Source organism: Bradyrhizobium sp. 195 (assembly GCF_023101665.1).
GTDB lineage: Bacteria > Pseudomonadota > Alphaproteobacteria > Rhizobiales > Xanthobacteraceae > Bradyrhizobium.
This window is the reverse complement of record NZ_CP082161.1, coordinates 8,101,924-8,123,799: the sequence shown is the minus strand read 5'-3', so window position 1 is coordinate 8,123,799 and position 21,876 is coordinate 8,101,924. Positions and strand designations below refer to the sequence as shown.

The following is a 21,876-nucleotide window of genomic DNA, read 5'->3' as shown; positions in this document are numbered from 1 at the left end:
ACAATCCCGCCGAAGACCAAAACCCGGTCTTCGGCGGTTTCATTTCCGGGGCTTGGCTGCATCACGTGTTGAAGGCTTGGCGGGTTCCCGGTTCGGCAGTCCAGAGATCGATGTCAAAGAATCCGGGTTGCAGTTCCTGTGGTATATGGTATGCCAGCCACAAGACTGAGGTGGGCCCAAGAGGTCACCGCCCGCGGGTTCAGGGAGCGACCATATGAATATCCATGAATATCAGGCCAAAGCGCTGCTCAGCGAGTTCGGCGTAGCGATCTCCAAGGGCGTGCCCGTCCTGAAGCCCGCCGACGCGGAAGCCGCCGCCAAGGCGCTGCCCGGTCCGGTCTGGGTGGTAAAGAGCCAGATCCACGCTGGCGGCCGCGGCAAGGGCAAGTTCAAGGAAGCCTCTGCCGGCGACAAGGGCGGCGTCCGCATCGCCAAGTCGGCGGCGGAGGTCTCCGAATTCGCCAAGCAGATGCTCGGCGCCACGCTGGTGACGATCCAGACCGGTCCCGCCGGCAAGCAGGTCAACCGCCTCTACATCGAGGACGGCTCGGACATCGACAAGGAATTCTACCTCTCGCTCCTGGTCGACCGCGAGACCTCGCGCGTCTCCTTCGTCGTCTCGACCGAAGGCGGCGTCAACATCGAGGACGTCGCGCACAACACGCCCGAGAAGATCGTCACCTTCTCGGTCGATCCCGCCACCGGCATCATGGGCCATCACGGCCGCACCGTCGCCAATGCGCTCAAGCTCTCCGGTGACCTGGCCAAGCAGGCCGAGAAGCTGACCGCCCAGCTGTTCACGGCATTCGTCGCCAAGGACATGTCGATGCTGGAGATCAACCCGCTGGTCGTGACCAAGCAGGGCCAGCTCCGCGTGCTCGACGCCAAGGTGTCGTTCGACGACAACGCGCTGTTCCGCCATCCCGAGGTGCTCGCGCTGCGCGACGAGACCGAGGAAGACGCCAAGGAAATCGAGGCGTCCAAGTACGACCTCAACTACGTCACGCTCGACGGCAACATCGGCTGCATGGTCAACGGCGCCGGTCTCGCCATGGCGACGATGGACATCATCAAGCTCTACGGCATGGCGCCGGCCAACTTCCTCGACGTCGGCGGCAGCGCCAGCAAGGAGAAGGTCGCGGCCGCGTTCAAGATCATCACCGCGGATCCCAACGTGAAGGGCATCCTGGTCAACATCTTCGGCGGCATCATGAAGTGCGACGTGATTGCCGAGGGCGTCACGGCGGCCGTGCGTGAAGTCGGCCTCAGCGTGCCGCTGGTGGTTCGCCTCGAAGGCACCAATGTCGAGCTCGGCAAGAAGATCATCCGCGAATCCGGTCTGAACGTGGTGCCGGCCGACAATCTCGACGACGCCGCGCAGAAGATCGTGAAGGCCGTCAAGGGAGGCTGAGGCCATGACCCAGGACCATCTCGCCGCATCATCTCCGCTTGCAGAGCACGCGCGCCTCGCCGCGTTCGCCGGCGAATGGAATGGCGAAGAGGTGGTCTTTCCGTCGCGCTGGATGGAGGGTGGCCCTGCCACCTCTCACATCGTCGCGCGCATGGATCTCAATGGCTTCTACCTGATCCAGGACACGGTGCAGACGCGTAGCGGCAAGCAGAGCTTCGCCACCCACGGCATCTTCACCTTCGACCGCGACGACCGGACCTACAAATTGTTCTGGTACGATTCGCTCGGCTACACGCCGCCCTCGCCCGCCTCCGGCGGGTGGGTCGGCAAGACCCTGACGCTGGTGCGCGGCTCGCTCCGCGGCAATGCGCGCCACGTCTACGAAATCATCGACGACAATTCCTATTCGTTGAAGATCCAGTTCTCGCCGGACGCGGAAGGCTGGGCCGACGTGCTCACCGGCGTCTACCGCCGCATCCACTGACCTCTCACTCGTTAGTTCGCGAAAGCAGACCTCATGTCCATCCTGATCGACAAGAACACCAAGGTCATCTGCCAGGGCTTTACCGGCAAGAACGGCACCTTCCACTCGGAGGCCGCGATTGCGTACGGCACCAAGATGGTCGGCGGCACCTCGCCGGGCAAAGGCGGCGCGACCCATCTGGGCCTGCCGGTGTTCGACACCGTGCGCGATGCGCGTGAGAAGACCGGCGCCGATGCGTCGGTGATCTACGTGCCGCCCCCGGGCGCGGCCGATGCGATCTGCGAAGCCATCGACGCCGAGATCCCGCTGATCGTCTGCATCACCGAGGGCATTCCCGTTATCGACATGGTGCGGGTGAAGCGCTCGCTGGCGGCTTCCAAGTCGCGCCTGATCGGGCCGAACTGCCCGGGCGTCATGACCGCCGGCGAATGCAAGATCGGCATCATGCCCGCCAACATCTTCAAGACCGGCTCGGTCGGCATCGTCTCCCGCTCCGGCACGCTCACTTACGAAGCCGTGTTCCAGACCTCCCAGGAAGGCCTCGGCCAGACCACCGCGGTCGGCATCGGCGGCGACCCGGTCAAGGGAACCGAGTTCATCGACGTGCTGGAAATGCTGCTCGGTGACCCCAAGACCGAGTCGATCATCATGATCGGCGAGATCGGCGGTTCCGCCGAGGAAGACGCCGCCCAGTTCCTCAAGGACGAGGCCAAGCGCGGCCGCAAGAAGCCGATGGTCGGCTTTATTGCCGGTGTCACGGCCCCTCCCGGCCGCCGCATGGGCCACGCCGGCGCGATCATCTCGGGCGGCAAGGGCGACGCTGGTTCCAAGACCGAAGCGATGAAATCGGCAGGGATTACAGTGTCCCCGTCGCCCGCGCGCCTCGGCCATACGCTTGCCGAAAAGTTGAAGGGTTAATTCACTTCTTCGTACTTTTCCGGGCGAAGTTTCGCAGCAAATAGGGTAAAGGGTGCCTGTCGCGCCGAGCCTCTGCCGGGGAGCTCGGTGCCAGCGCCGTTTATTATGCGCGAACCGAAATCGCCAGGAACTCCAGTATGTCTCGCCAGGACGCGAACGCAGCCTTTGCCTTGTCCTCTTTTTTGCAGGGCACCAACGCCACCTACATCGACGAAATCTACGCCCGCTACGAGAAGGACCCGTCCTCGGTCGACGCCGAGTGGCAGGAGTTCTTCAAGAGCCTCAACGACCAGCCGGCGGACGTCCGGAAGAACGCCGAGGGCCCGTCCTGGGAGCGCGACAACTGGCCGCTCACCCCGCAGGATGACCTGACCTCCGCCCTCGACGGCAATTGGGCCGAGGTCGAGAAGGCGGTCGGTGCCAAGATCGCGGCCAAGGCGCAGGCCAAGGGAGGCGACAAGGGCGCCGGTCTCTCCTCGGCCGACCTGCTCCAGGCGACGCGCGACTCCGTCCGCGCCCTGATGCTAATCCGCGCCTACCGCATGCGTGGCCACTTCCACGCCAAGCTCGATCCGCTCGGCATCGAGCCCCCGCGCAACCGCGAAGAGCTCGACCCGCGCACCTACGGCTTCAGCGAAGCCGATTTCGATCGCAAGATCTTCCTCGATCACGTGCTCGGTCTCGAATACGGCAGCTTGCGCGAGATCACCGCGATCTGCGAGCGCACCTACTGCCAGACGCTCGGCGTCGAGTTCATGCACATCAGCAATGCCGCGCAGAAGGCCTGGATCCAGGAGCGCATCGAGGGGCCGGACAAGGAAATCTCGTTCACCCGCGAAGGTCGCCGCGCCATCCTGATGAAGCTGATCGAGGCCGAGGGCTTCGAGAAGTTCTGCGACACCAAGTTCACCGGCACCAAGCGCTTCGGCCTCGACGGCGGTGAATCGCTGATCCCCGCGCTCGAGCAGATCATCAAGCGCGGTGGCAATCTCGGCGTGAAGGAGATCGTGCTGGGCATGCCGCATCGCGGCCGCCTCAACGTGCTGACCCAGGTGATGGGCAAGGCCCACCGCGCGCTGTTCCACGAGTTCAAGGGCGGCTCGGCCAACCCCGACGCGGTCGAAGGCTCCGGCGACGTCAAGTACCACCTCGGTGCGTCCTCGGACCGCGAGTTCGACGGCAACCGCATCCATCTGTCGCTGACCGCCAACCCCTCGCATCTCGAGATCGTCGATCCCGTCGTGCTCGGCAAGGTCCGCGCCAAGCAGGACCAGCACGGCGATCCCCCGGACATGCGCATCTCTGTGCTGCCGCTGCTGATGCATGGCGATGCCGCGTTCGCCGGCCAGGGCGTGGTGGCTGAATGCTTCGGTCTGTCCGACCTGAAGGGCTACCGCACCGGCGGCTCCGTGCACTTCATCGTCAACAACCAGATCGGCTTCACCACCTATCCGCGTTACTCGCGCTCCTCGCCCTATCCGTCCGACGTGGCGAAGATGATCGACGCGCCGATCTTCCACGTCAACGGCGACGATCCGGAAGCCGTCGTGTTTGCGGCCAAGGTCGCGATCGAGTTCCGGCAGAAGTTCCACAAGCCGGTCGTCATCGACATGTTCTGCTACCGCAGGCATGGCCATAACGAAGGCGACGAGCCGGCTTTCACCCAGCCGGTGATGTACAAGAAGATCGCGGCCCATCCCTCCACGCTCGAGCTCTACGCCCGCCGCCTCATCAGCGAAGGCGTGCTGACCGAGGGCGAGGTCGACAAGGCCAAGGCCGACTGGCGTGCGCGGCTCGACGCCGAGCTCGAGGCCGGCTCCGGCTACAAGCCCAACAAGGCCGACTGGCTCGACGGCAAGTGGGCCGGCTTCAAGATTGCCGACCAGGAAGAGGATGCGCGGCGCGGCGTCACCGGCGTCGACGTCGCCGAGCTGAAGGATATCGGCCGCAAGATCACCAAGGTGCCGGACGGTTTCCGCGCCCACCGCACCATCCAGCGCTTCCTGGAGAACCGCTCCAAGGCGATCGACACCGGCGTCGGCATCGATTGGGCGACCGGCGAGGCGTTGGCGTTCTGCACGCTGCTCAACGAGAACCACCACGTCCGCCTGTCGGGCCAGGACTCCGAGCGCGGCACCTTCTCGCAGCGTCATTCCGTCCTGATCGACCAGGAAGACGAGAGCCGCTACACGCCGTTCAACCATCTCGGCCACGAGCAGGGCCATTACGAGGTCATCAACTCGCTGCTGTCGGAAGAAGCCGTGCTCGGCTTCGAATACGGCTATTCGCTCGCCGAGCCGAACACGCTGACCCTCTGGGAAGCCCAGTTCGGCGACTTCGCCAACGGTGCGCAGGTCGTGTTCGACCAGTTCATCTCCTCGGGCGAGCGCAAATGGCTGCGCATGTCCGGCCTGGTCTGCCTGCTGCCGCATGGCTATGAAGGCCAGGGGCCGGAGCATTCCTCGGCGCGCCTCGAGCGTTATCTGCAGATGTGCGCCGAAGACAACATGCAGGTGGTCTACCCGACCACGCCGGCGAACTACTTCCACGTGCTGCGGCGCCAGCTCCATCGCGAGATCCGCAAGCCGCTGATCCTGATGACGCCGAAGTCGCTGCTGCGTCACAAGCGGGCGGTGTCGCGTCTCGAGGAGCTCGCGAAGGACACGACCTTCCACCGCATCCTCTATGATGACGCCCAGATGCAGCCGAGCGAGGCGACCAAGCTCGTTCCCGACGAGAAGATCCGCCGCATCGTGCTGTGCTCCGGCAAGGTCTATTACGACCTCTACGAGGAGCGCGAGAAGCGCGGCATCGACGACATCTACCTGATGCGCGTCGAGCAGCTCTATCCGGTGCCGCTGAAGGCGCTGGTAGCCGAGCTGTCGCGCTTCAAGAAGGCCGAAGTGGTGTGGTGCCAGGAAGAGCCGCGCAACATGGGCGCCTGGCACTTCATCGAGCCCTATCTGGAATGGGTGCTGAACCAGGTGCACGGTGCGAGCCGGCGTCCGCGTTATGTCGGCCGCGCCGCTTCCGCTGCGACCGCCACGGGTCTGATGTCCAAGCATCAGGCGCAGTTGAAGGCGTTCCTGGACGAAGCACTGAGCTAAGAAGTTTTTAAAGACGTCGTCATGCCCCGCGAAGGCGGGGCATCCAGTATTCCGCGTCGTTCGTCGTCATCATGACCGTCACGGCGTACTGGATCGCCCGCCTTCGCGGGCGATGACACCTGTGAATTCACGACCGCACCGGCGATCCCTAAGGACAAAGACCATGACTGAAATTCGTGTGCCGACGCTCGGCGAATCCGTCACCGAGGCCACCATCGGCCGCTGGTTCAAGAAGGCCGGCGATCCCGTCGCCGTTGACGAGCCCTTGGTGGAGCTCGAGACCGACAAGGTCACCATCGAAGTCCCGGCGCCATCCGCGGGCACGCTGAGCGAGATCATCGCCGCCGATGGTGCCACCGTCGCCGTCGGCGCGCTGCTCGGCCAGATCACCGATGGTGTCGGCGCTGCCAAGCCGGCCGCTGCGCCTGCCAAGCCTGCTGCTGCTCCCGCGGCAGCCGCTGCTGCATCGGCCCCGGCTGCGAAGGCGCCGCCGGCCGACGCCCCGCTCGCGCCTTCCGTGCGAAAACTGTCGGCCGAGAGCGGCGTCGACGCCTCCACCGTTCCGGGCTCCGGCAAGGACGGCCGCGTCACCAAGGGCGACATGCTCGCCGCGATCGAGCGTGCGGCCTCCGCGCCGACCCCGGTCAACCAGCCCGCCGCCGCCGTGCAGGTGCGCGCGCCCTCGCCGGCGGATGATGCCGCCCGCGAAGAGCGCGTCAAGATGACCCGGCTGCGCCAGACCATCGCGCGCCGGCTCAAGGACGTGCAGAACACCGCGGCCATGCTGACGACCTTCAACGAGGTCGACATGACCAACGTGATGGCGCTGCGCGCGCACTACAAGGATGCGTTCGAGAAGAAGCACGGCTCCAAGCTCGGCTTCATGGGCTTCTTCACCAAGGCCGTGGTGCAGGCGCTGAAGGATATCCCGGCCGTCAACGCCGAGATCGACGGCACCGACCTGATCTACAAGAACTACTACCACATCGGCGTCGCCGTCGGCACCGACAAGGGCCTCGTCGTGCCCGTGGTGCGCGACTGCGACCACAAGTCGATCGCCGACATCGAGAAGGGCATCGCCGATTTCGGTCGCCGCGCCCGCGATGGCCAGCTCAAGATCGACGAGATGCAGGGCGGCACCTTCACCATCACCAATGGCGGCATCTACGGCTCGCTGATGTCGACCCCGATCCTGAACGCGCCGCAGTCGGGCATCCTCGGCATGCACAAGATCCAGGATCGCCCGATGGTCGTCGGCGGCAAGATCGAGGTCCGCCCGATGATGTATCTGGCGCTGTCCTATGATCACCGCGTCATCGACGGCAAGGAAGCCGTCACCTTCCTGGTTCGCGTCAAGGAGAGCCTGGAAGATCCGGCGCGCCTGGTGCTCGATCTCTGATCCCTGATGCTCTGCGAGCGCCGTCGCGATTCGCGGCGGCGCATGTCGAACCATGGAGGCGCGCGTGACCGATAAAGTCGTTGTCATCACCGGCGGCAGCCGCGGCATCGGGCGGGCGACCGCGATTGCAGCGGCCGCGCGCGGCTTTCGCGTCGTGGTCGGCTATGCCAGCAACAAGACCGCCGCTGACGAGGTGGTCGCGCAGATCGCGGCCAGCAACGGCAAGGCGATCGCGGTGAAATGCGATGTCGCCGAGGAACGCGACATCATCGAGCTGTTCAAGGAAGCGGACAAGTTCGGCACGCTCGGCGCGCTCGTCAACAATGGCGGCATCGTCGGTCAAAGCGGCGTGCGCGTCGACGAGATGTCGGCCGAGCGCATCCAGCGCGTGATGGCGGTCAACGTCACCGGCTCGATCCTCTGCGCGCGCGAGGCGGTGAAGCGGATGTCGACCAAGCACGGCGGCAAGGGCGGCGTCATCGTCAATCTGTCGTCGGTCGCCGCCAAGCTCGGTGCGCCCAACACCTATGTCGACTATGCGGCCTCCAAGGGCGCGATCGATTCCTTCACCATCGGCCTCGGTTATGAGGTTGCGAACGAGGGCATTCGCGTCGCAGGCATCCGCCCCGGTCTGATCGACACCGAGATCCACGCCGCCGGCGGCGAGCCCGACCGCGCCCATCGTCTGGCCCATTTGGTGCCGATGAAGCGCGTCGGCACCGCCGACGAAATCGCCAACGCCATCGTCTGGCTGATGTCGGACGAGGCCTCCTACGTCACCTCAGCCATTCTCGATGTGTCCGGCGGACGCTGACGCGCCGCGCGGACGCTGACGCATCCTCATCACGCTAAACTTACGGGACTTTCTCTCATGGCTACCTACGATCTCGTCGTCATCGGCACTGGACCTGGCGGTTATGTCTGCGCGGTGCGCGCCAGCCAGCTCGGCATGAAAGTCGCCGTGGTCGAAAAGAACGCCACGCTCGGCGGCACCTGCCTCAATGTCGGCTGCATGCCGTCGAAGGCGCTGCTGCACGCCTCCGAAATGTTCGAGGAAGCCGGCCATTCCTTTGCGAAAATGGGCGTGTCGGTCTCGTCGCCGAAGCTCGATCTTCCCGCGATGATGAACTTCAAGCAGCAGGGCATCGACGGTAACGTCAAGGGCGTCGAGTTTCTGATGAAGAAGAATAAGATCGACGTGCTCAAGGGCACCGGCAAGATCCTCGGCAGCGGCAAGGTCGAGGTCTCCGCCGACGGCAAGTCGCAAGTCGTCGACACCAAGAACATCGTCATCGCCACCGGCTCGGACATCGCGCGTCTGAAGGGGATCGAGATCGACGAGAAGCGCATCGTGTCCTCGACCGGCGCGCTGTCGCTGGACAAGGTCCCCGGCAAGCTTCTGATCGTCGGCGCCGGCGTGATCGGCCTCGAGCTCGGCTCGGTCTGGCATCGCTTAGGGGCCGAAGTCGTGGTGGTCGAATTCCTGGATCGTATCCTGCCCGGCATGGACGGCGAGATCGCCAAGCAATTCCAACGCATCCTGGAAAAGCAGGGTTTTGCGTTTAAGCTTGGCGCCAAGGTCACCGCCGTCGACACGGCAGGCAAGTCGCTGAAGGCGACGATCGAGCCCGCCGCCGGCGGCGCCGCCGAGACGCTGGACGCCGACGTCGTGCTGGTCTGCATCGGCCGCGTGCCGTACACGGACGCTCTCGGCCTGAAGGAAGCCGGCGTTGCGCTTGATCCCCGTGGCCGCGTGCAGATCGATCCGCATTTCGCCACCAGCCTGAAGGGCGTCTACGCCATCGGCGACGTCGTCGCGGGCCCGATGCTTGCGCACAAGGCCGAGGACGAAGGCGTTGCGGTGGCCGAGATCATCGCAGGCCAGGCCGGTCACGTGAATTACGATGTGATCCCAGGCGTCGTGTATACCACGCCGGAAGTATCCTGCGTCGGCAAGACCGAGGAGGAACTGAAACAGGCAGGGACAGCCTATACCGTCGGAAAGTTCCCCTTTACCGCCAACGGCCGCTCCAAGGTCAATCAGACCACTGACGGCTTTGTGAAGATCCTCGCAGATGCGAAGACCGATCGCGTGCTCGGCGTGCACATTATCGGCCGCGAAGCCGGCGAAATGATCCATGAAGCCTGCGTTCTCATGGAGTTTGGCGGCAGTGCGGAGGATCTCGCGCGCACCTGCCACGCCCATCCGACCCGCTCGGAGGCCATCAAGGAGGCCGCGCTTGCAGTCGGCAAGCGGGCCATCCATATGTAGGCACGCGCCCAGGACCGAATCGGGCGGGAAACACATGCTGCGCCGCCTTCTTCAACCGGTCTGGGTCCTGCTTGCGATCGTCTTCCTGATCGAAGCTTGGCTGTGGGACCATCTCGAGCCGATCGTCGCGCGGATTGTCGCGGCGATTCCGCTGGCGCGCTTCAAGCAATGGCTGACGGAGCGGGTCGACGCGCTGTCGCCGGCCACGACGCTGATCGTGTTCGCGGTCCCCATCGTCCCGCTGTTTCCGCTCAAGCTGGTCGGCCTGTGGCTGCTCACGCATGAGTACTGGACCAGCGCGATCTTCACGATCGTTTTCGCAAAGCTGCTCGGCGTCGGCGTCACCGCCTTCGTGTTCGACGTGACGCGCGACAAGCTCTTGGAGATGCACTGGTTCGAGCGGATCTACGATCTCGTGCTGAAGGTGCGCGCCAAGGCCGCCGAGCTGGTCGACCCGGTCAAGCGCCGCATCCGCGAGCTGATCGCCGGCAACGGGGAGGGGTGGTCGTCACGTACGCTGCGTTTGATCCAGCGTTTCAGGAAGAGCGTGCACGAGGCGCGCTAATTGCGGCGTAGACCGCTGTTATCGCCCGGCCAGTGCGCAATTGCGCACTAGGACCGGGCGATCCAGTATTCCAGAGACGTCAGTGGTTGAACCGAAAGGCCGCGGCGTACTGGATGCCCCGCCTACTGTTTAGTCCGGAGACATGGCTGACACCTGTTCGGACACATCACTGACAGGTTGGCCATTGGTCAAGTCGATCGATGCGACCTGCCAGCTGGCGAAGAAGATGCCGTAATGGCCATCGCGGTCCAGCGGCCGGATGGCGAGGCGCTCGCGGGCGAAGGCCTGGGAAACCTTCCAGAAGCGCCCCTTGAAGGAGATGTAGGGTCTTGTCGATGAGACTCTGCGCACGATCTCACCGCTGTCGTATTCGACGATCGGAACGCGAGCCGGCATGGCACGGGTGCTCGGCCGGAAGCGATCGGCGGGGACGTGCATATCGAGGCCCTGGTGGGGACGTTCCAGATTGTAGACTGGCCGCCAGGCGTCGAAGGCGCGCTGGACCTCCGGCAGAGTGCGGAAGCGACGCATGGCAAGAACCTCGGCCTTCAGGGTGCGATGGAAGCGTTCGTTCTTGCCGCGCGCCTGCGGGTGACAGGGCCTGGCATGCACCACCCTGACACCGAGCTTGAGCAGCCACACCTTCAGCCCGGTCCAACGAACACCTGACGTATCGCCCCACGGTGAGCCGTTGTCGGTGTAGAAAGCCTCCGGCAGGCCGTAGCAGCGGAACGTCGTCGTCAGATGATCCTGCACGGTAAGACGCTGCTCGTCGGCGCAGGCCTTCAGGCACAGGACATAGCGCGAGTGATCGTCGACAATTGTCAGCGGATGACATCGCGTCCCGTTGGCGAGCGGCAGGTGTCCCTTGAAGTCCATCTGCCACAGCAGGTTAGGAGCTTCCTTCTCGAAGCGATGCCCCGGATTGGGCGGTGCATTCTCGCTTGGCTTGACCCGACCGTGCCGACACAGGATCTGGTGCACCGTTGACGGCACGGGCACCGTCTGCCCGCGCCGCTTCAGGCAGTGAGCGATCTTCCGCGCTCCCCAAGCCGGATGCTTGTCCCGCACGGCCAGAACCTGTGCCTCGACCGCAGCCTCACTGCGCTTGGGCATCGCATGCGGGCAACGGCAGCGGTCGGCCAGCTCTCGATCGCCAGCCTGCCAGCGCCGCAGCCATTTGTAGCCCACGTCAGGGCTGATGTTGAACCGTCGGCACAACTCGCGCCGATTGGCGCCCTCCTGCAAAGCCAGCCGCACGAACTCGTGACGCTGATCCATTGCTGACACCTCACTCCAGGGCATGGACGGCCTCCCGAATCGGACCAATCCAGCCAATGTTGATGTGTCAGCTATGTCTCCGAACACCCGTCAGTGATCTGTCCGGGCTAAACACTCGACCGGGGCATGACACTGTCTGTGAGGCTTCAAGCGTGCGCGACAGCGCGCTCCCTCAATGCAAGTGCAGCAGATGCGGCCACCACAGGCCGAGCGCGGTCATGAAAAGGCCGGCGAGCGTCAGGATGCCGCCGACATAGGCCAGCGCGAACATGCCGGTGATGATGGTCGCCGAGGCCAGCACGATGCCGATCTGGAACGCGGCCGACGCCAGCTCGAAATGGTGGTATTTCGCGGTCGCCTCGTCGCGATCGTGCTCGGCGTGCTTGGCCTTCTCCGCGAGTTGCTCGGTGCCTTCGCCGGTCTCGGGCTCGGAGCGGTAGCGCTGCGCAGTCTTGGTCCAGTCGTCGACCTGCTTCTGAACCGTCGCCCTCATGGCGTCGTCACTCGTGCCGCCCAGCGTCAGCTTGCCCTGCTCGGCCGCGGTGATCACCACGGTGCGGCGGATGCTCTTGGCCTGGAAGAACGCCCAGAGATTGGCGGCCTCGACGTTCTTGCTGATCGATTCGGTCTGGGCGCCCTTGCCGAGCGTCTCCGAGATCGCCAGGAATAGCGCCAGCACGGCGATCAGGAGCGCGATCTTCTTGTTCGAGCCGGACGCGTGTTCGGCGTGCTCGGCGTGCTCCATGCTTTCATGTGCGCTCATACGTCTCTCCTGCCTCGGTTCCGCAACGATTGACCGAACCGCGGGCGACGCGCAAGAGGCACGCGAGCTATGACAGCTTCATGTCAGGATTCAGCGCCAGTTCAGCGCCGCGGATGCGCGCTGGCATAGACTTCGAGCAGGCGCTCGGAATCGATGCCGGTATAGACCTGCGTGGTCGAGAGCGAGGAATGGCCGAGCAATTCCTGGATGGCGCGCAGGTCCCCGCCGCGTGACAGCAGATGCGTGGCGAAGGAATGCCGGAGCGCGTGCGGCGTGGCGCTGTCGGGCAGGCCGAGCGCACCGCGCAGTCGCTCCATTGCGAGCTGGATGATGCGCGGGCTCAAGGGGCCGCCGCGCGCGCCGACGAAGATCGGGCCGTCCGCCGGCAGCGAGTACGGACACATCGCAACGTACTGCTGCACCAGCTCCAGCACATTCTGCAGCACCGGCACCATGCGGGTCTTGTTGCCTTTGCCTGTGACGACGAGCACGTCGCCTTCGCCCGGCCGCGGCACCTCGCGGCGCTTCAACCCCAACGCTTCGGAGATGCGCAGGCCCGAGCCGTACAAGAGCGCCATCACCGCTGCATCGCGCGACAGAATCCAGGTTTCGCGATCCTCGCCGGCGCGCTCGTCGGCGTCGGCAAGACGCTTTGCGGATGCCATCGGCAGCGGCTTTGGCAGACTCTTTGCGACCTTCGGGGCGCGAATGGCAGAGAGCGCGCCGACCTTGCCATTGCCTTCGCGCTCGAGAAAGCGGCCGAAGGAGCGCAGGCCCGCCAGCGCGCGCATCAGCGAGCGGCCGGCAATGTCGTCGGCGCGGCGCATCGCCATGAAGGCGCGCACGTCGGTTGCTTCCAGCGCGGCGAAGCGCTTGAGCGTGACGCGCTCGCCCCAATGGGCACAGAGGAAATCCAGGCATTGCCGCAAGTCGCGGCCATAAGCCTCCAGCGTCTTCGGCGACAGTCGCCGCTCGGCGCCGAGATGCGACAGCCAGCGCGTTATCTCCTGCGCGATCGAGGGATCGGCGCTGGCGAGCTCGATTTGTGGGGCGGCCGCTTTGCTCATGCGCTCTGGACGTGGTGATTCCCTACAGTATATCGCATCACACTCGTTTATCGTTCGCTAAGGCCGCCCCAGGGCGATAGCCTTGAAATCCCGGGTTCCGATTCTCCGTTCATGGATCACACGTCGCGCAGCACCACCGCCCCCACCAACGCGACCGGCATGGTCGACGTGCTGGTGCCGGTCGCGCTCGACCAAACCTATTCCTACAAGGTGCCCCGCGGGATGGAGTTGAAGGCCGGCGATCTCGTCGGTGTGCCGCTCGGGCCGCGCGAGGTGCTGGCCGTGGTCTGGGGAGAAAACGCCAATCCGGATCCGCGCCTGCACAACCGCCTCAAGGAGGTCAGCGAGAAGCTCGACATCCCGCCGCTCAAGCCCGAGCTGCGGTCCGTGGTCGATTGGGTCGCCAATTACACGCTGAGCCCGCGCGGCATGGTGCTGCGGATGTGCCTGCGGATGGGCGAGAATCTCGGCCCCGAGCGGGTGCGCCCCGGCGTGCGCCTGGTCGGCGATCCGCCGCGACGGCTGACGCCGGCACGGGCGCGCGTGATCGAGGTGCTGTCGGACCGGCTGCTGCACGGCAAGTCGGAGGCCGCCAAGGAGGCGGGTGTCTCGGCCGGCGTGATCGACGGCCTCGTCGATGAAGGCACGCTCACGGTCGAGCCGATGCCGCCGCCCGCGCCCCCGCCTGTGCCCGATCCGGATTTCGGCCGACCAGATTTCTCGCCGCTGCAGCGTGCCGGTGTGGATGCAATGCGCGCGCTCGCGGCCAACGGCACCTTCCACGTCGCACTGCTCGACGGCGTCACCGGCTCGGGCAAGACCGAGGTGTATTTCGAGGCCGTTGCTGAAACGATCCGCCGCGGCAAGCAATCGCTGATCCTGATGCCGGAGATCGCGCTGACCGGCCAGTTCCTCGACCGCTTCGCGCAGCGTTTCGGCGTGCGGCCGATCGAATGGCACTCCGAGCTGACGCCGCGCACCCGCGCGCGCAATTGGGCGGCGATCTCTGGCGGTACCGCGCCGGTCGTGGTCGGCGCGCGCTCGGCGCTGTTTCTGCCCTACGCCGATCTCGGCCTCATCATCGTCGATGAAGAGCACGACCAGGCCTACAAGCAGGACGAGGGCGTGCATTATCACGCCCGCGACATGGCGGTGGTGCGCGCGCATATCGCAAAGATCCCGGTCGTGCTGGCGTCCGCGACGCCCTCGGTCGAGTCCGAGGTCAATGCGCGCAAGAACCGCTATCAGCGCATCGCGCTGCCCTCGCGCTTTGGCGGCCAGCACATGCCGCATATCGAGGCCATCGACATGCGCCGCGAGCCGCCCGCGCGCGGCCGCTTCATCTCGCCGCGGCTTGCCGGCGAGATCAGAGGCGCGATCGAAAAGCGCGAGCAGGCGCTGCTGTTCCTCAATCGCCGCGGCTATGCGCCGCTGACACTGTGCCGCGGCTGCGGCCATCGCTTCGCCTGCACCATCTGCGATGCCTGGCTGGTCGATCACCGTTTCCGCCAGCGCCTGGTCTGCCATCATTGCGGCTTCTCGATGCCGCGCCCGCACATTTGCCCTCACTGCTCGGCCGAGGAATCGCTGGTCGCAGTCGGGCCCGGCGTCGAGCGGCTGCAGGAGGAGGCGGCTGCGCTGTTTCCGCAAGCGCGCACCATGGTGCTGTCGAGCGACCTCATCACCTCGATCGAGACGATGCGCAGCGAACTCGCCGAGATCGCGGAGGGTCGCGTTGACATCATCATCGGCACGCAGCTCGTCGCCAAGGGCCACAATTTCCCGCGGCTCAATCTGGTCGGCGTGGTCGATGCCGATCTTGGTCTGAGCAACGGCGATCCGCGCGCGGCGGAGCGCACCTGGCAATTGCTCAACCAGGTGATCGGCCGCGCCGGGCGCGAGCAGGGCCGCGGCGTCGGCTATCTCCAAACCCACCAGCCCGATCATCCCGTGATGAAAGCGCTGATCGCCTGCGACCGCGAGGCATTCTATGACAGCGAAATCGATCTGCGTGAGAAGACGCTGTATCCGCCGTTCGGCCGGCTCGCGAGCCTGATTATCTCCGCGGGCGACCGCCCGAGCGCCGAGGGTCTTGGCCGCCGTCTCGTCGCGCTCGCGCCGCGCGATGAGCGCGTCGTGGTGCTCGGGCCTGCGGAGGCGCCGCTCGCCGTGATCAAGGGCCGCTACCGCTTCCGCATCCTGGTGAAATCGGCGCGCGGCTTCGATCTGTCGGACTATTTACGCAACTGGCTCGCGGTCTGCCCCAAGCCGACGGGCAACCAGAAGCTCGAAGTCGACGTCGATCCGCAGAGCTTTTTGTAGCCGCCGCTCTCTCCACGTCATTGCGAGGAGCCCTTGCGACGAAGCAATCCAGGAGTCCCTCCACGGAAAGATTCCTGGATTGCTTCGCTGCGCTCGCAATGACGCCGTGAGAGCAGTGCTTCTCTCTCCTCCGTCGTGCCCCGGACGCAGCGCAGCGCTCCTTAGCGGTGCGCTGCAGAGCCGGGGCCCATGTCGCAGAGGAGCTCGCGGCTCCTGGGTCCCGGCTCTGCGCCGCAACGCCTGGCGGCGCTGCAGCTTGTCCGGGACATTAGCGGCATGACAGGCAACAAAAAGCCCGCGGTCCCCCAAGACCGCGGGCTTGTTTCATGTGCGCAGCAAACTGATGAAAAACTGCGCGGTCGATGAGGCGCTAACGCGCCCTAGGAGACGACTTCCGCGGTGACGCGGCCGACGCCGCGACCGGTGAGGCCGATGGCGCGGGCAGCGCCCGTGGAGAGATCGAGCACACGGCCGCGAATGAACGGGCCACGGTCATTGATGGTGACGATGACGCTCGAACTGCCATGGGTGACGCGCAGCTTGGTGCCGAACGGCAGCGAACGGTGCGCCGCGGTCATGGCGTTCTGGTTGAAGCGTTGGCCCGAGGCAGTCTTGCTGCCGGACTCGTTGCCGTAAAAGGACGCGACGCCGGAGAAGCTGCGGCCGGTGCCGGAGGTCGGCGTCATCGACGCATTGGCGTTGCGCCAATCGGAGGTCGCGTTGGTCTCGGCCTGGGCGGCGTGGTGGCGGTGATGATGGTGATGCCGGTGATGGCGAGATTTGGCGGAAGCTTCGGTGGCGGTTCCACCGATGAGGAGAGTTGCGGCAACGAAAGCAATCGCCGTGCGCGGCCGGGTCACAAAGCCCAGCGTCTTCAAAGACAGCATTTACTGGTCCCTAAGCTAGTATTGCCACATATGTGGCTAGTGGAGCCCCCATCAGTTTGTGAGCGGGTTGGCGTTTCGATTCCTAATGAGGCGTGAATTGGGCAGTAAATCCATTCTGTTTCGTCATGAAATATCTTGTTACCGCTATCGGATATTCAGCCGATGTTCCGTAATCTTCGGCTTTAACGATTTATTAATCCTTTGATTACATGTGAATACTGTAAAACGAAGTCAAAGCGCTGAGCGTTTAGAATTGGGTAAGTATTCGGCGAGTGGATTTGGGGAGGCCAAAATCACGCCTCAGCGATCCGTGTTCATGGCCGCTATGCGCTGAGGGCAGGAACCAACGAGGGGAGTTCGCTCCGAAGGCTCGCGACAATTCCGTGTTGGGGCGGATCGCTCCCGACGTCCTTGTTGATCGGTCCTTGCACCAGCTGGTGATCGATGCATCCGGCGTGCGACGAACTGGCGACAGAACCTCGTGCCTTTAATTTGGCGTCATGTTGCACCTGCGCGCCTGCTATGTTAGCAAAGCCGCGATTTTAACGAGCCCGGCACGTCCCGTGCTGGTCGGAAATCGAAGTCCCGCTTGAATTCCAAGGGCTTGGATCGCTTGGCGCCGCTTCGTGGCGACGGTTTTTCCCTTGCGAGTTTGACAGCAAAAAGAGCGCGTCTGTGGCTGCAGAAGATACGTCCGTTTCAGGTGTGTCGGGCCGTTATGCAACGGCCTTGTTTGAACTGGCCCGCGACCAGAAAGTGGTCGACGAGGTCAAAGCCGATCTCGAGAAATTCGAGGCCATGCTGAACGAGAGCGCCGATCTGAAGCGCCTCGTCCGCAGCCCGGTTTTCGCGGCCGATGCCCAGTCCAAGGCCCTTTCGGCCGTGCTGGCCAAGGCCGGCATCGCCGGCATCTCCGCCAATTTCCTCAAAGTCCTGACCGCCAATCGCCGCCTGTTCGCGGTGGCTGACGTCATCCGCGCCTACCGCGCCCTGGTCGCCCGGTTCAAGGGCGAGGTGACGGCCGACGTCACCGTGGCGGAGACGCTTTCGGACAAGAATCTCGACGCCCTCAAGGTTGCCCTGAAGTCGGTGACCGGCAAGGACGTCGCGCTCAACGTGAATGTCGATCCCTCGATCATCGGTGGCCTCGTCGTCAAGCTCGGCAGCCGCATGATTGATAGTTCGCTTCGCACCAAACTCAATTCGATCAAGCACGCGATGAAAGAGGCAGGCTGATGGACATCCGCGCCGCGGAAATTTCCGCGATCCTCAAGGACCAGATCAAGAATTTCGGCCAGGAAGCTGAAGTCTCCGAAGTCGGACAGGTGCTGTCCGTCGGCGACGGTATCGCTCGCGTCTATGGTCTGGACAACGTCCAGGCCGGCGAAATGGTCGAGTTCGAGAACGGCACCCGCGGCATGGCGCTGAACCTCGAAACTGACAATGTCGGTGTCGTTATTTTCGGCGGCGACCGTGAGATCAAGGAAGGCCAGACCGTCAAGCGCACCCGCGCCATCGTGGACGCGCCGGTCGGCAAGGGCCTGCTCGGCCGCGTTGTCGATGGTCTCGGCAACCCGATCGACGGCAAGGGGCCGATCCAGGCCGACAAGCGCATGCGCGTCGACGTCAAGGCGCCCGGCATCATTCCGCGCAAGTCGGTCAGCGAGCCGATGGCGACCGGACTCAAGTCCATCGATGCCCTGATCCCGGTCGGCCGCGGCCAGCGCGAGCTGATCATCGGCGACCGTCAGACCGGCAAGACCGCGATCGCGCTCGACACCATCCTGAACCAGAAGCCGCTCAACGCGCAGCCGGACGAGAACATCAAGCTGTATTGCGTCTATGTCGCGATCGGCCAGAAGCGTTCGACCGTTGCCCAGTTCGTCAAGGTGCTCGAAGAGCAGGGCGCGCTGGAATATTCCATCATCGTCGCCGCCACCGCGTCCGACCCGGCGCCGATGCAGTACATCGCGCCGTTCACCGGCTGCACCATTGGCGAGTATTTCCGCGACAACGGCATGCACGCTGTGATCATCTATGACGATCTGTCCAAGCAGGCCGTCGCCTATCGCCAGATGTCGCTGCTGCTGCGCCGTCCGCCGGGCCGCGAAGCCTATCCCGGCGACGTGTTCTATCTGCATTCCCGTCTGCTCGAGCGCGCGGCGAAGCTCAGCAAGGACCACGGTTCGGGCTCGCTCACGGCGCTGCCGGTGATCGAAACCCAGGCCAACGACGTGTCGGCCTACATCCCGACCAACGTCATTTCGATTACCGACGGTCAGATCTTCCTGGAAACCGACCTGTTCTTCCAGGGCATCCGTCCGGCGGTGAACGTCGGTCTGTCGGTGTCGCGCGTCGGCTCGTCGGCGCAGACCAGGGCGATGAAGAAGGTCGCCGGCAAGATCAAGGGCGAGCTCGCGCAGTACCGCGAAATGGCGGCGTTCGCGCAGTTCGGCTCCGACCTCGACGCCTCGACGCAGCGCCTGCTGAACCGCGGTTCGCGCCTCACCGAGCTCCTGAAGCAGCCGCAGTTCTCGCCGCTGAAGATGGAAGAGCAGGTCTGCGTAATCTGGGCCGGCACCAACGGCTATCTCGATCCGCTCCCGGTCAACAAGGTGCGTGCGTTCGAGGACGGTCTGCTCTCGCTGCTGCGCGGCAAGCACGTCGAGATCCTCAATTCGATCCGCGACACCCGTGACCTCGCCGACGACACCGCTGCCAAGCTGAAGTCGGTTGTCGAAGGTTTTGCGAAGAGCTTCGCGTAATCAAGAGCCGTCATGGCCGGGCTAAAGCGCGAAGCGCGTCTTCGCAATTGAAGTCCCGGCCATCCACGCGCCACCGCGTGGAGACGAAGACGTGGATGCCCGGGACGAGCCCGGGCATGACGACAAGACAGGGTCGCGGTCCAGCCACAGGCTGATCGCCGGGGTGAACGAAGAATGGCGTCACTTAAAGACATGCGCGTGCGCATCGCCTCCACCAAGGCGACGCAAAAGATCACCAAGGCCATGCAGATGGTCGCTGCGTCCAGGTTGCGCCGCGCCCAGCAGGCGGCCGAGGCTGCACGCCCCTACGCCGACAAGATGAGCGCGGTGATCTCCAACATCGCCAGCGCTGCCGCCGGTTCGCCCGGCGCGCCGGCGCTGCTTGCCGGCACCGGCAGGGACCAGGTCCACCTGCTGCTGGTCTGCACCGGCGAGCGCGGCCTGTCCGGTGCCTTCAACTCCTCGATCGTGCGTCTTGCGCGCGATCGCGCCCAGGCGCTGATGGCGCAGGGCAAGGAAGTCAAATTCTTCTGCGTCGGCCGCAAGGGCTATGAGCAGCTCCGCCGCCTGTTCGACAAGCAGATCGTTGAGCATCTCGACCTGCGCAGCGTTCGTCAGCTCGGCTTCGTCAACGCCGAGGACATCGCCAGGAAGGTGCTGGCCCGTTTCGAGAACGGCGAGTTCGACGTCTGCACGCTGTTCTACGCGCAGTTCAAGTCGGTGATCGCCCAGATCCCGACCGCGCAGCAGATCATTCCGCTGGTCGTGGAAGAGAAGGCGGCGAACGCGCCGTCGACGTCCTACGAATATGAGCCGGAGGAGGACGAACTCCTTTCGGGCCTGTTGCCGCGCAACATCGCGGTGCAGATCTTCCGCGCGCTGCTGGAAAACAACGCCTCGTTTTACGGCGCGCAGATGAGCTCGATGGACAACGCCACCCGCAACGCCGGCGAAATGATCCGCAAGCAAACCCAAATCTACAACCGAACCCGTCAAGCCCAGATCACCAAGGAGCTGATCGAGATCATCTCCGGCGCCGAGGCGGTCTGACGCACGAATTCAACGACGGTCGTTCAAGTACAGAATTTCGAAGGAGAGCTTCATGGCTACAGCAGCTAACCCGGTCGGTCGCGTCACCCAGGTCATGGGCGCCGTCGTCGACGTACAGTTCGAGGGCCACCTCCCGGCCATTCTCAATTCGCTGGAAACCAAGAACGGTAACATCCGCCTCGTGCTGGAAGTTGCGCAGCATCTCGGTGAGTCCACCGTGCGCACGATCGCGATGGACGTGACCGAAGGTCTGGTGCGCGGCCAGGAAGTGACCGACACCGGCCAGCCGATCCGCGTTCCCGTCGGCGAAGGCACGCTCGGCCGCATCATCAACGTCATCGGCGAGCCGATCGACGAAGCCGGCCCGGTCAAGTCCGAAGGCCTGCGCCCGATCCATCAGGACGCGCCGAGCTACACCGATCAGTCGACCGAAGCTGAAATTCTGGTCACCGGCATCAAGGTCGTCGATCTCCTGGCTCCGTATGCGAAGGGCGGCAAGATCGGCCTGTTCGGCGGCGCCGGCGTCGGCAAGACCGTGCTGATTCAGGAACTGATCAACAACGTCGCGAAGGCGCACGGCGGTTACTCCGTGTTCGCTGGCGTCGGCGAGCGTACCCGCGAGGGCAACGACCTCTATCACGAGTTCATCGAATCCAAGGTCAACGCCGATCCGAAGAATCCGGATCCGAGCGTGAAGTCGAAGTGCGCGCTGGTGTTCGGTCAGATGAACGAGCCCCCGGGCGCCCGCGCCCGCGTCGCGCTCACCGGTCTGACCATCGCGGAAGACTTCCGCGACAAGGGCCAGGACGTGCTGTTCTTCGTCGACAACATCTTCCGCTTCACCCAGGCCGGTTCGGAAGTGTCGGCGCTGCTCGGTCGTATTCCGAGCGCCGTGGGTTATCAGCCGACGCTCGCCACCGACATGGGCGCGCTGCAGGAGCGCATCACCACCACGCAGAAGGGTTCGATCACCTCGGTGCAGGCCATCTACGTTCCGGCCGACGACTTGACCGACCCGGCGCCCGCGACCTCGTTCGCGCATTTGGACGCGACGACCACGCTGTCGCGCTCGATCGCCGAAAAGGGCATTTATCCGGCGGTGGATCCGCTCGACTCGACCTCGCGCATGCTCTCCCCGCTGGTCGTCGGCGAGGAGCACTACGCGGTTGCCCGTCAGGTCCAGCAGGTGCTGCAGCGCTACAAGGCGCTCCAGGACATCATCGCCATTCTCGGCATGGACGAGCTTTCGGAAGAGGACAAGCTGACGGTGGCCCGCGCCCGCAAGGTCGAGCGCTTCATGTCGCAGCCGTTCCACGTCGCCGAAATCTTCACGGGATCGCCGGGCAAGTTCGTCGAGCTCGCCGACACCATCAAGGGCTTCAAGGGCCTGGTGGAAGGCAAGTACGACCACCTGCCGGAAGCTGCCTTCTACATGGTCGGCACCATCGAAGAAGCCGTCGAGAAGGGCAAGAAGCTGGCGGCGGAAGCCGCCTAAGGGGCGAATGGCGAATAGGGAGTAGCGAAAAGACGCGCTGCTCCCTCGTTCGGTTCGCCACTCGCCATTCGCTATTCGCTACTCGCAGGT

The 21,876-nt window shown here is 64.5% G+C and carries 17 protein-coding genes; 13 read left to right on the top strand and 4 right to left on the bottom strand.

The annotated features are described in order from the left end of the window. Positions 1-214: 214 nt before the first annotated feature. The 8 genes from sucC (at position 215) to IVB26_RS37785 (ending at position 10,156) form a co-directional block, all read left to right on the top strand. Entirely contained in the window at positions 215-1,411 is a 1,197-nt protein-coding gene (gene sucC, locus IVB26_RS37820) for an ADP-forming succinate--CoA ligase subunit beta (RefSeq protein WP_246925377.1), read from the top strand. 4 nt (positions 1,412-1,415) lie between these two features. After that, on the top strand, positions 1,416-1,895 hold the full coding sequence (locus IVB26_RS37815) for a DUF1579 domain-containing protein (RefSeq protein ID WP_247969919.1): 480 nt from the start codon (positions 1,416-1,418) through the stop codon (positions 1,893-1,895). Between the two features lie 33 nt (positions 1,896-1,928). Next, positions 1,929-2,813: a succinate--CoA ligase subunit alpha gene (gene sucD, locus IVB26_RS37810; protein ID WP_212252234.1), complete on the top strand. Its 885-nt coding sequence runs from the start codon at positions 1,929-1,931 to the stop codon at positions 2,811-2,813. Between the two features lie 137 nt (positions 2,814-2,950). Next, a complete protein-coding gene (locus IVB26_RS37805; protein ID WP_247969918.1) occupies positions 2,951-5,920 on the top strand; it encodes a 2-oxoglutarate dehydrogenase E1 component in 2,970 nt (989 codons plus the stop codon). Between the two features lie 163 nt (positions 5,921-6,083). Beyond that, positions 6,084-7,319 carry a 2-oxoglutarate dehydrogenase complex dihydrolipoyllysine-residue succinyltransferase gene (gene odhB / locus IVB26_RS37800; protein ID WP_247969917.1) on the top strand — a complete coding sequence of 412 codons (1,236 nt, stop codon included), beginning with the start codon at positions 6,084-6,086 and terminating at the stop codon, positions 7,317-7,319. Positions 7,320-7,371: 52 nt separating this feature from the next. Further along, positions 7,372-8,133 (top strand): SDR family oxidoreductase, encoded by a 762-nt coding sequence (locus IVB26_RS37795; RefSeq protein WP_247969916.1) that lies wholly within the window; start codon positions 7,372-7,374, stop codon positions 8,131-8,133. 57 nt (positions 8,134-8,190) lie between these two features. After that, entirely contained in the window at positions 8,191-9,591 is a 1,401-nt protein-coding gene (gene lpdA / locus IVB26_RS37790) for a dihydrolipoyl dehydrogenase (protein WP_247969915.1), read from the top strand. A 34-nt stretch (positions 9,592-9,625) separates the two neighbouring features. After that, complete coding sequence (locus IVB26_RS37785) at positions 9,626-10,156, top strand: hypothetical protein (RefSeq protein WP_247969914.1); 531 nt, start codon at positions 9,626-9,628, stop codon at positions 10,154-10,156. Between the two features lie 129 nt (positions 10,157-10,285). Here IVB26_RS37785 and IVB26_RS37780 read toward each other — a convergent pair whose 3' ends face one another. From IVB26_RS37780 to IVB26_RS37770, 3 genes are all read right to left on the bottom strand, one after another. Continuing rightward, complete coding sequence (locus IVB26_RS37780) at positions 10,286-11,461, bottom strand: IS481 family transposase (RefSeq protein WP_247969913.1); 1,176 nt, start codon at positions 11,459-11,461, stop codon at positions 10,286-10,288. Between the two features lie 148 nt (positions 11,462-11,609). Further along, positions 11,610-12,200, bottom strand: a complete 591-nt coding sequence (locus IVB26_RS37775; RefSeq protein ID WP_246930832.1) for a DUF4337 domain-containing protein — start codon at positions 12,198-12,200, stop codon at positions 11,610-11,612. 101 nt (positions 12,201-12,301) lie between these two features. Next, positions 12,302-13,267 carry a tyrosine recombinase XerC gene (locus IVB26_RS37770; RefSeq protein WP_247969912.1) on the bottom strand — a complete coding sequence of 322 codons (966 nt, stop codon included), beginning with the start codon at positions 13,265-13,267 and terminating at the stop codon, positions 12,302-12,304. 111 nt (positions 13,268-13,378) lie between these two features. Between IVB26_RS37770 and IVB26_RS37765 the strand changes: the two genes are divergently transcribed. After that, positions 13,379-15,589: a primosomal protein N' gene (locus IVB26_RS37765; protein ID WP_247969911.1), complete on the top strand. Its 2,211-nt coding sequence runs from the start codon at positions 13,379-13,381 to the stop codon at positions 15,587-15,589. A 380-nt stretch (positions 15,590-15,969) separates the two neighbouring features. Here IVB26_RS37765 and IVB26_RS37760 read toward each other — a convergent pair whose 3' ends face one another. Next, entirely contained in the window at positions 15,970-16,476 is a 507-nt protein-coding gene (locus IVB26_RS37760) for a septal ring lytic transglycosylase RlpA family protein (RefSeq protein ID WP_247969910.1), read from the bottom strand. 675 nt (positions 16,477-17,151) lie between these two features. Between IVB26_RS37760 and IVB26_RS37755 the strand changes: the two genes are divergently transcribed. From IVB26_RS37755 to atpD, 4 genes are all read left to right on the top strand, one after another. Continuing rightward, positions 17,152-17,712, top strand: coding sequence for a F0F1 ATP synthase subunit delta (locus IVB26_RS37755; protein ID WP_247969909.1), 561 nt, complete (start codon positions 17,152-17,154; stop codon positions 17,710-17,712). After that, positions 17,712-19,241 carry a F0F1 ATP synthase subunit alpha gene (gene atpA / locus IVB26_RS37750; RefSeq protein ID WP_247969908.1) on the top strand — a complete coding sequence of 510 codons (1,530 nt, stop codon included), beginning with the start codon at positions 17,712-17,714 and terminating at the stop codon, positions 19,239-19,241. Before IVB26_RS37755 ends, atpA begins: the two co-directional genes overlap by 1 nt. 174 nt (positions 19,242-19,415) lie before the next feature. Further along, on the top strand, positions 19,416-20,291 hold the full coding sequence (locus IVB26_RS37745; protein WP_247969907.1) for a F0F1 ATP synthase subunit gamma: 876 nt from the start codon (positions 19,416-19,418) through the stop codon (positions 20,289-20,291). Between the two features lie 52 nt (positions 20,292-20,343). Beyond that, the gene (atpD, locus tag IVB26_RS37740) at positions 20,344-21,786 is read left to right on the top strand and encodes a F0F1 ATP synthase subunit beta (protein WP_246931249.1); all 1,443 of its coding nucleotides are present in this window, start codon (positions 20,344-20,346) and stop codon (positions 21,784-21,786) included. Positions 21,787-21,876: the final 90 nt, after the last annotated feature.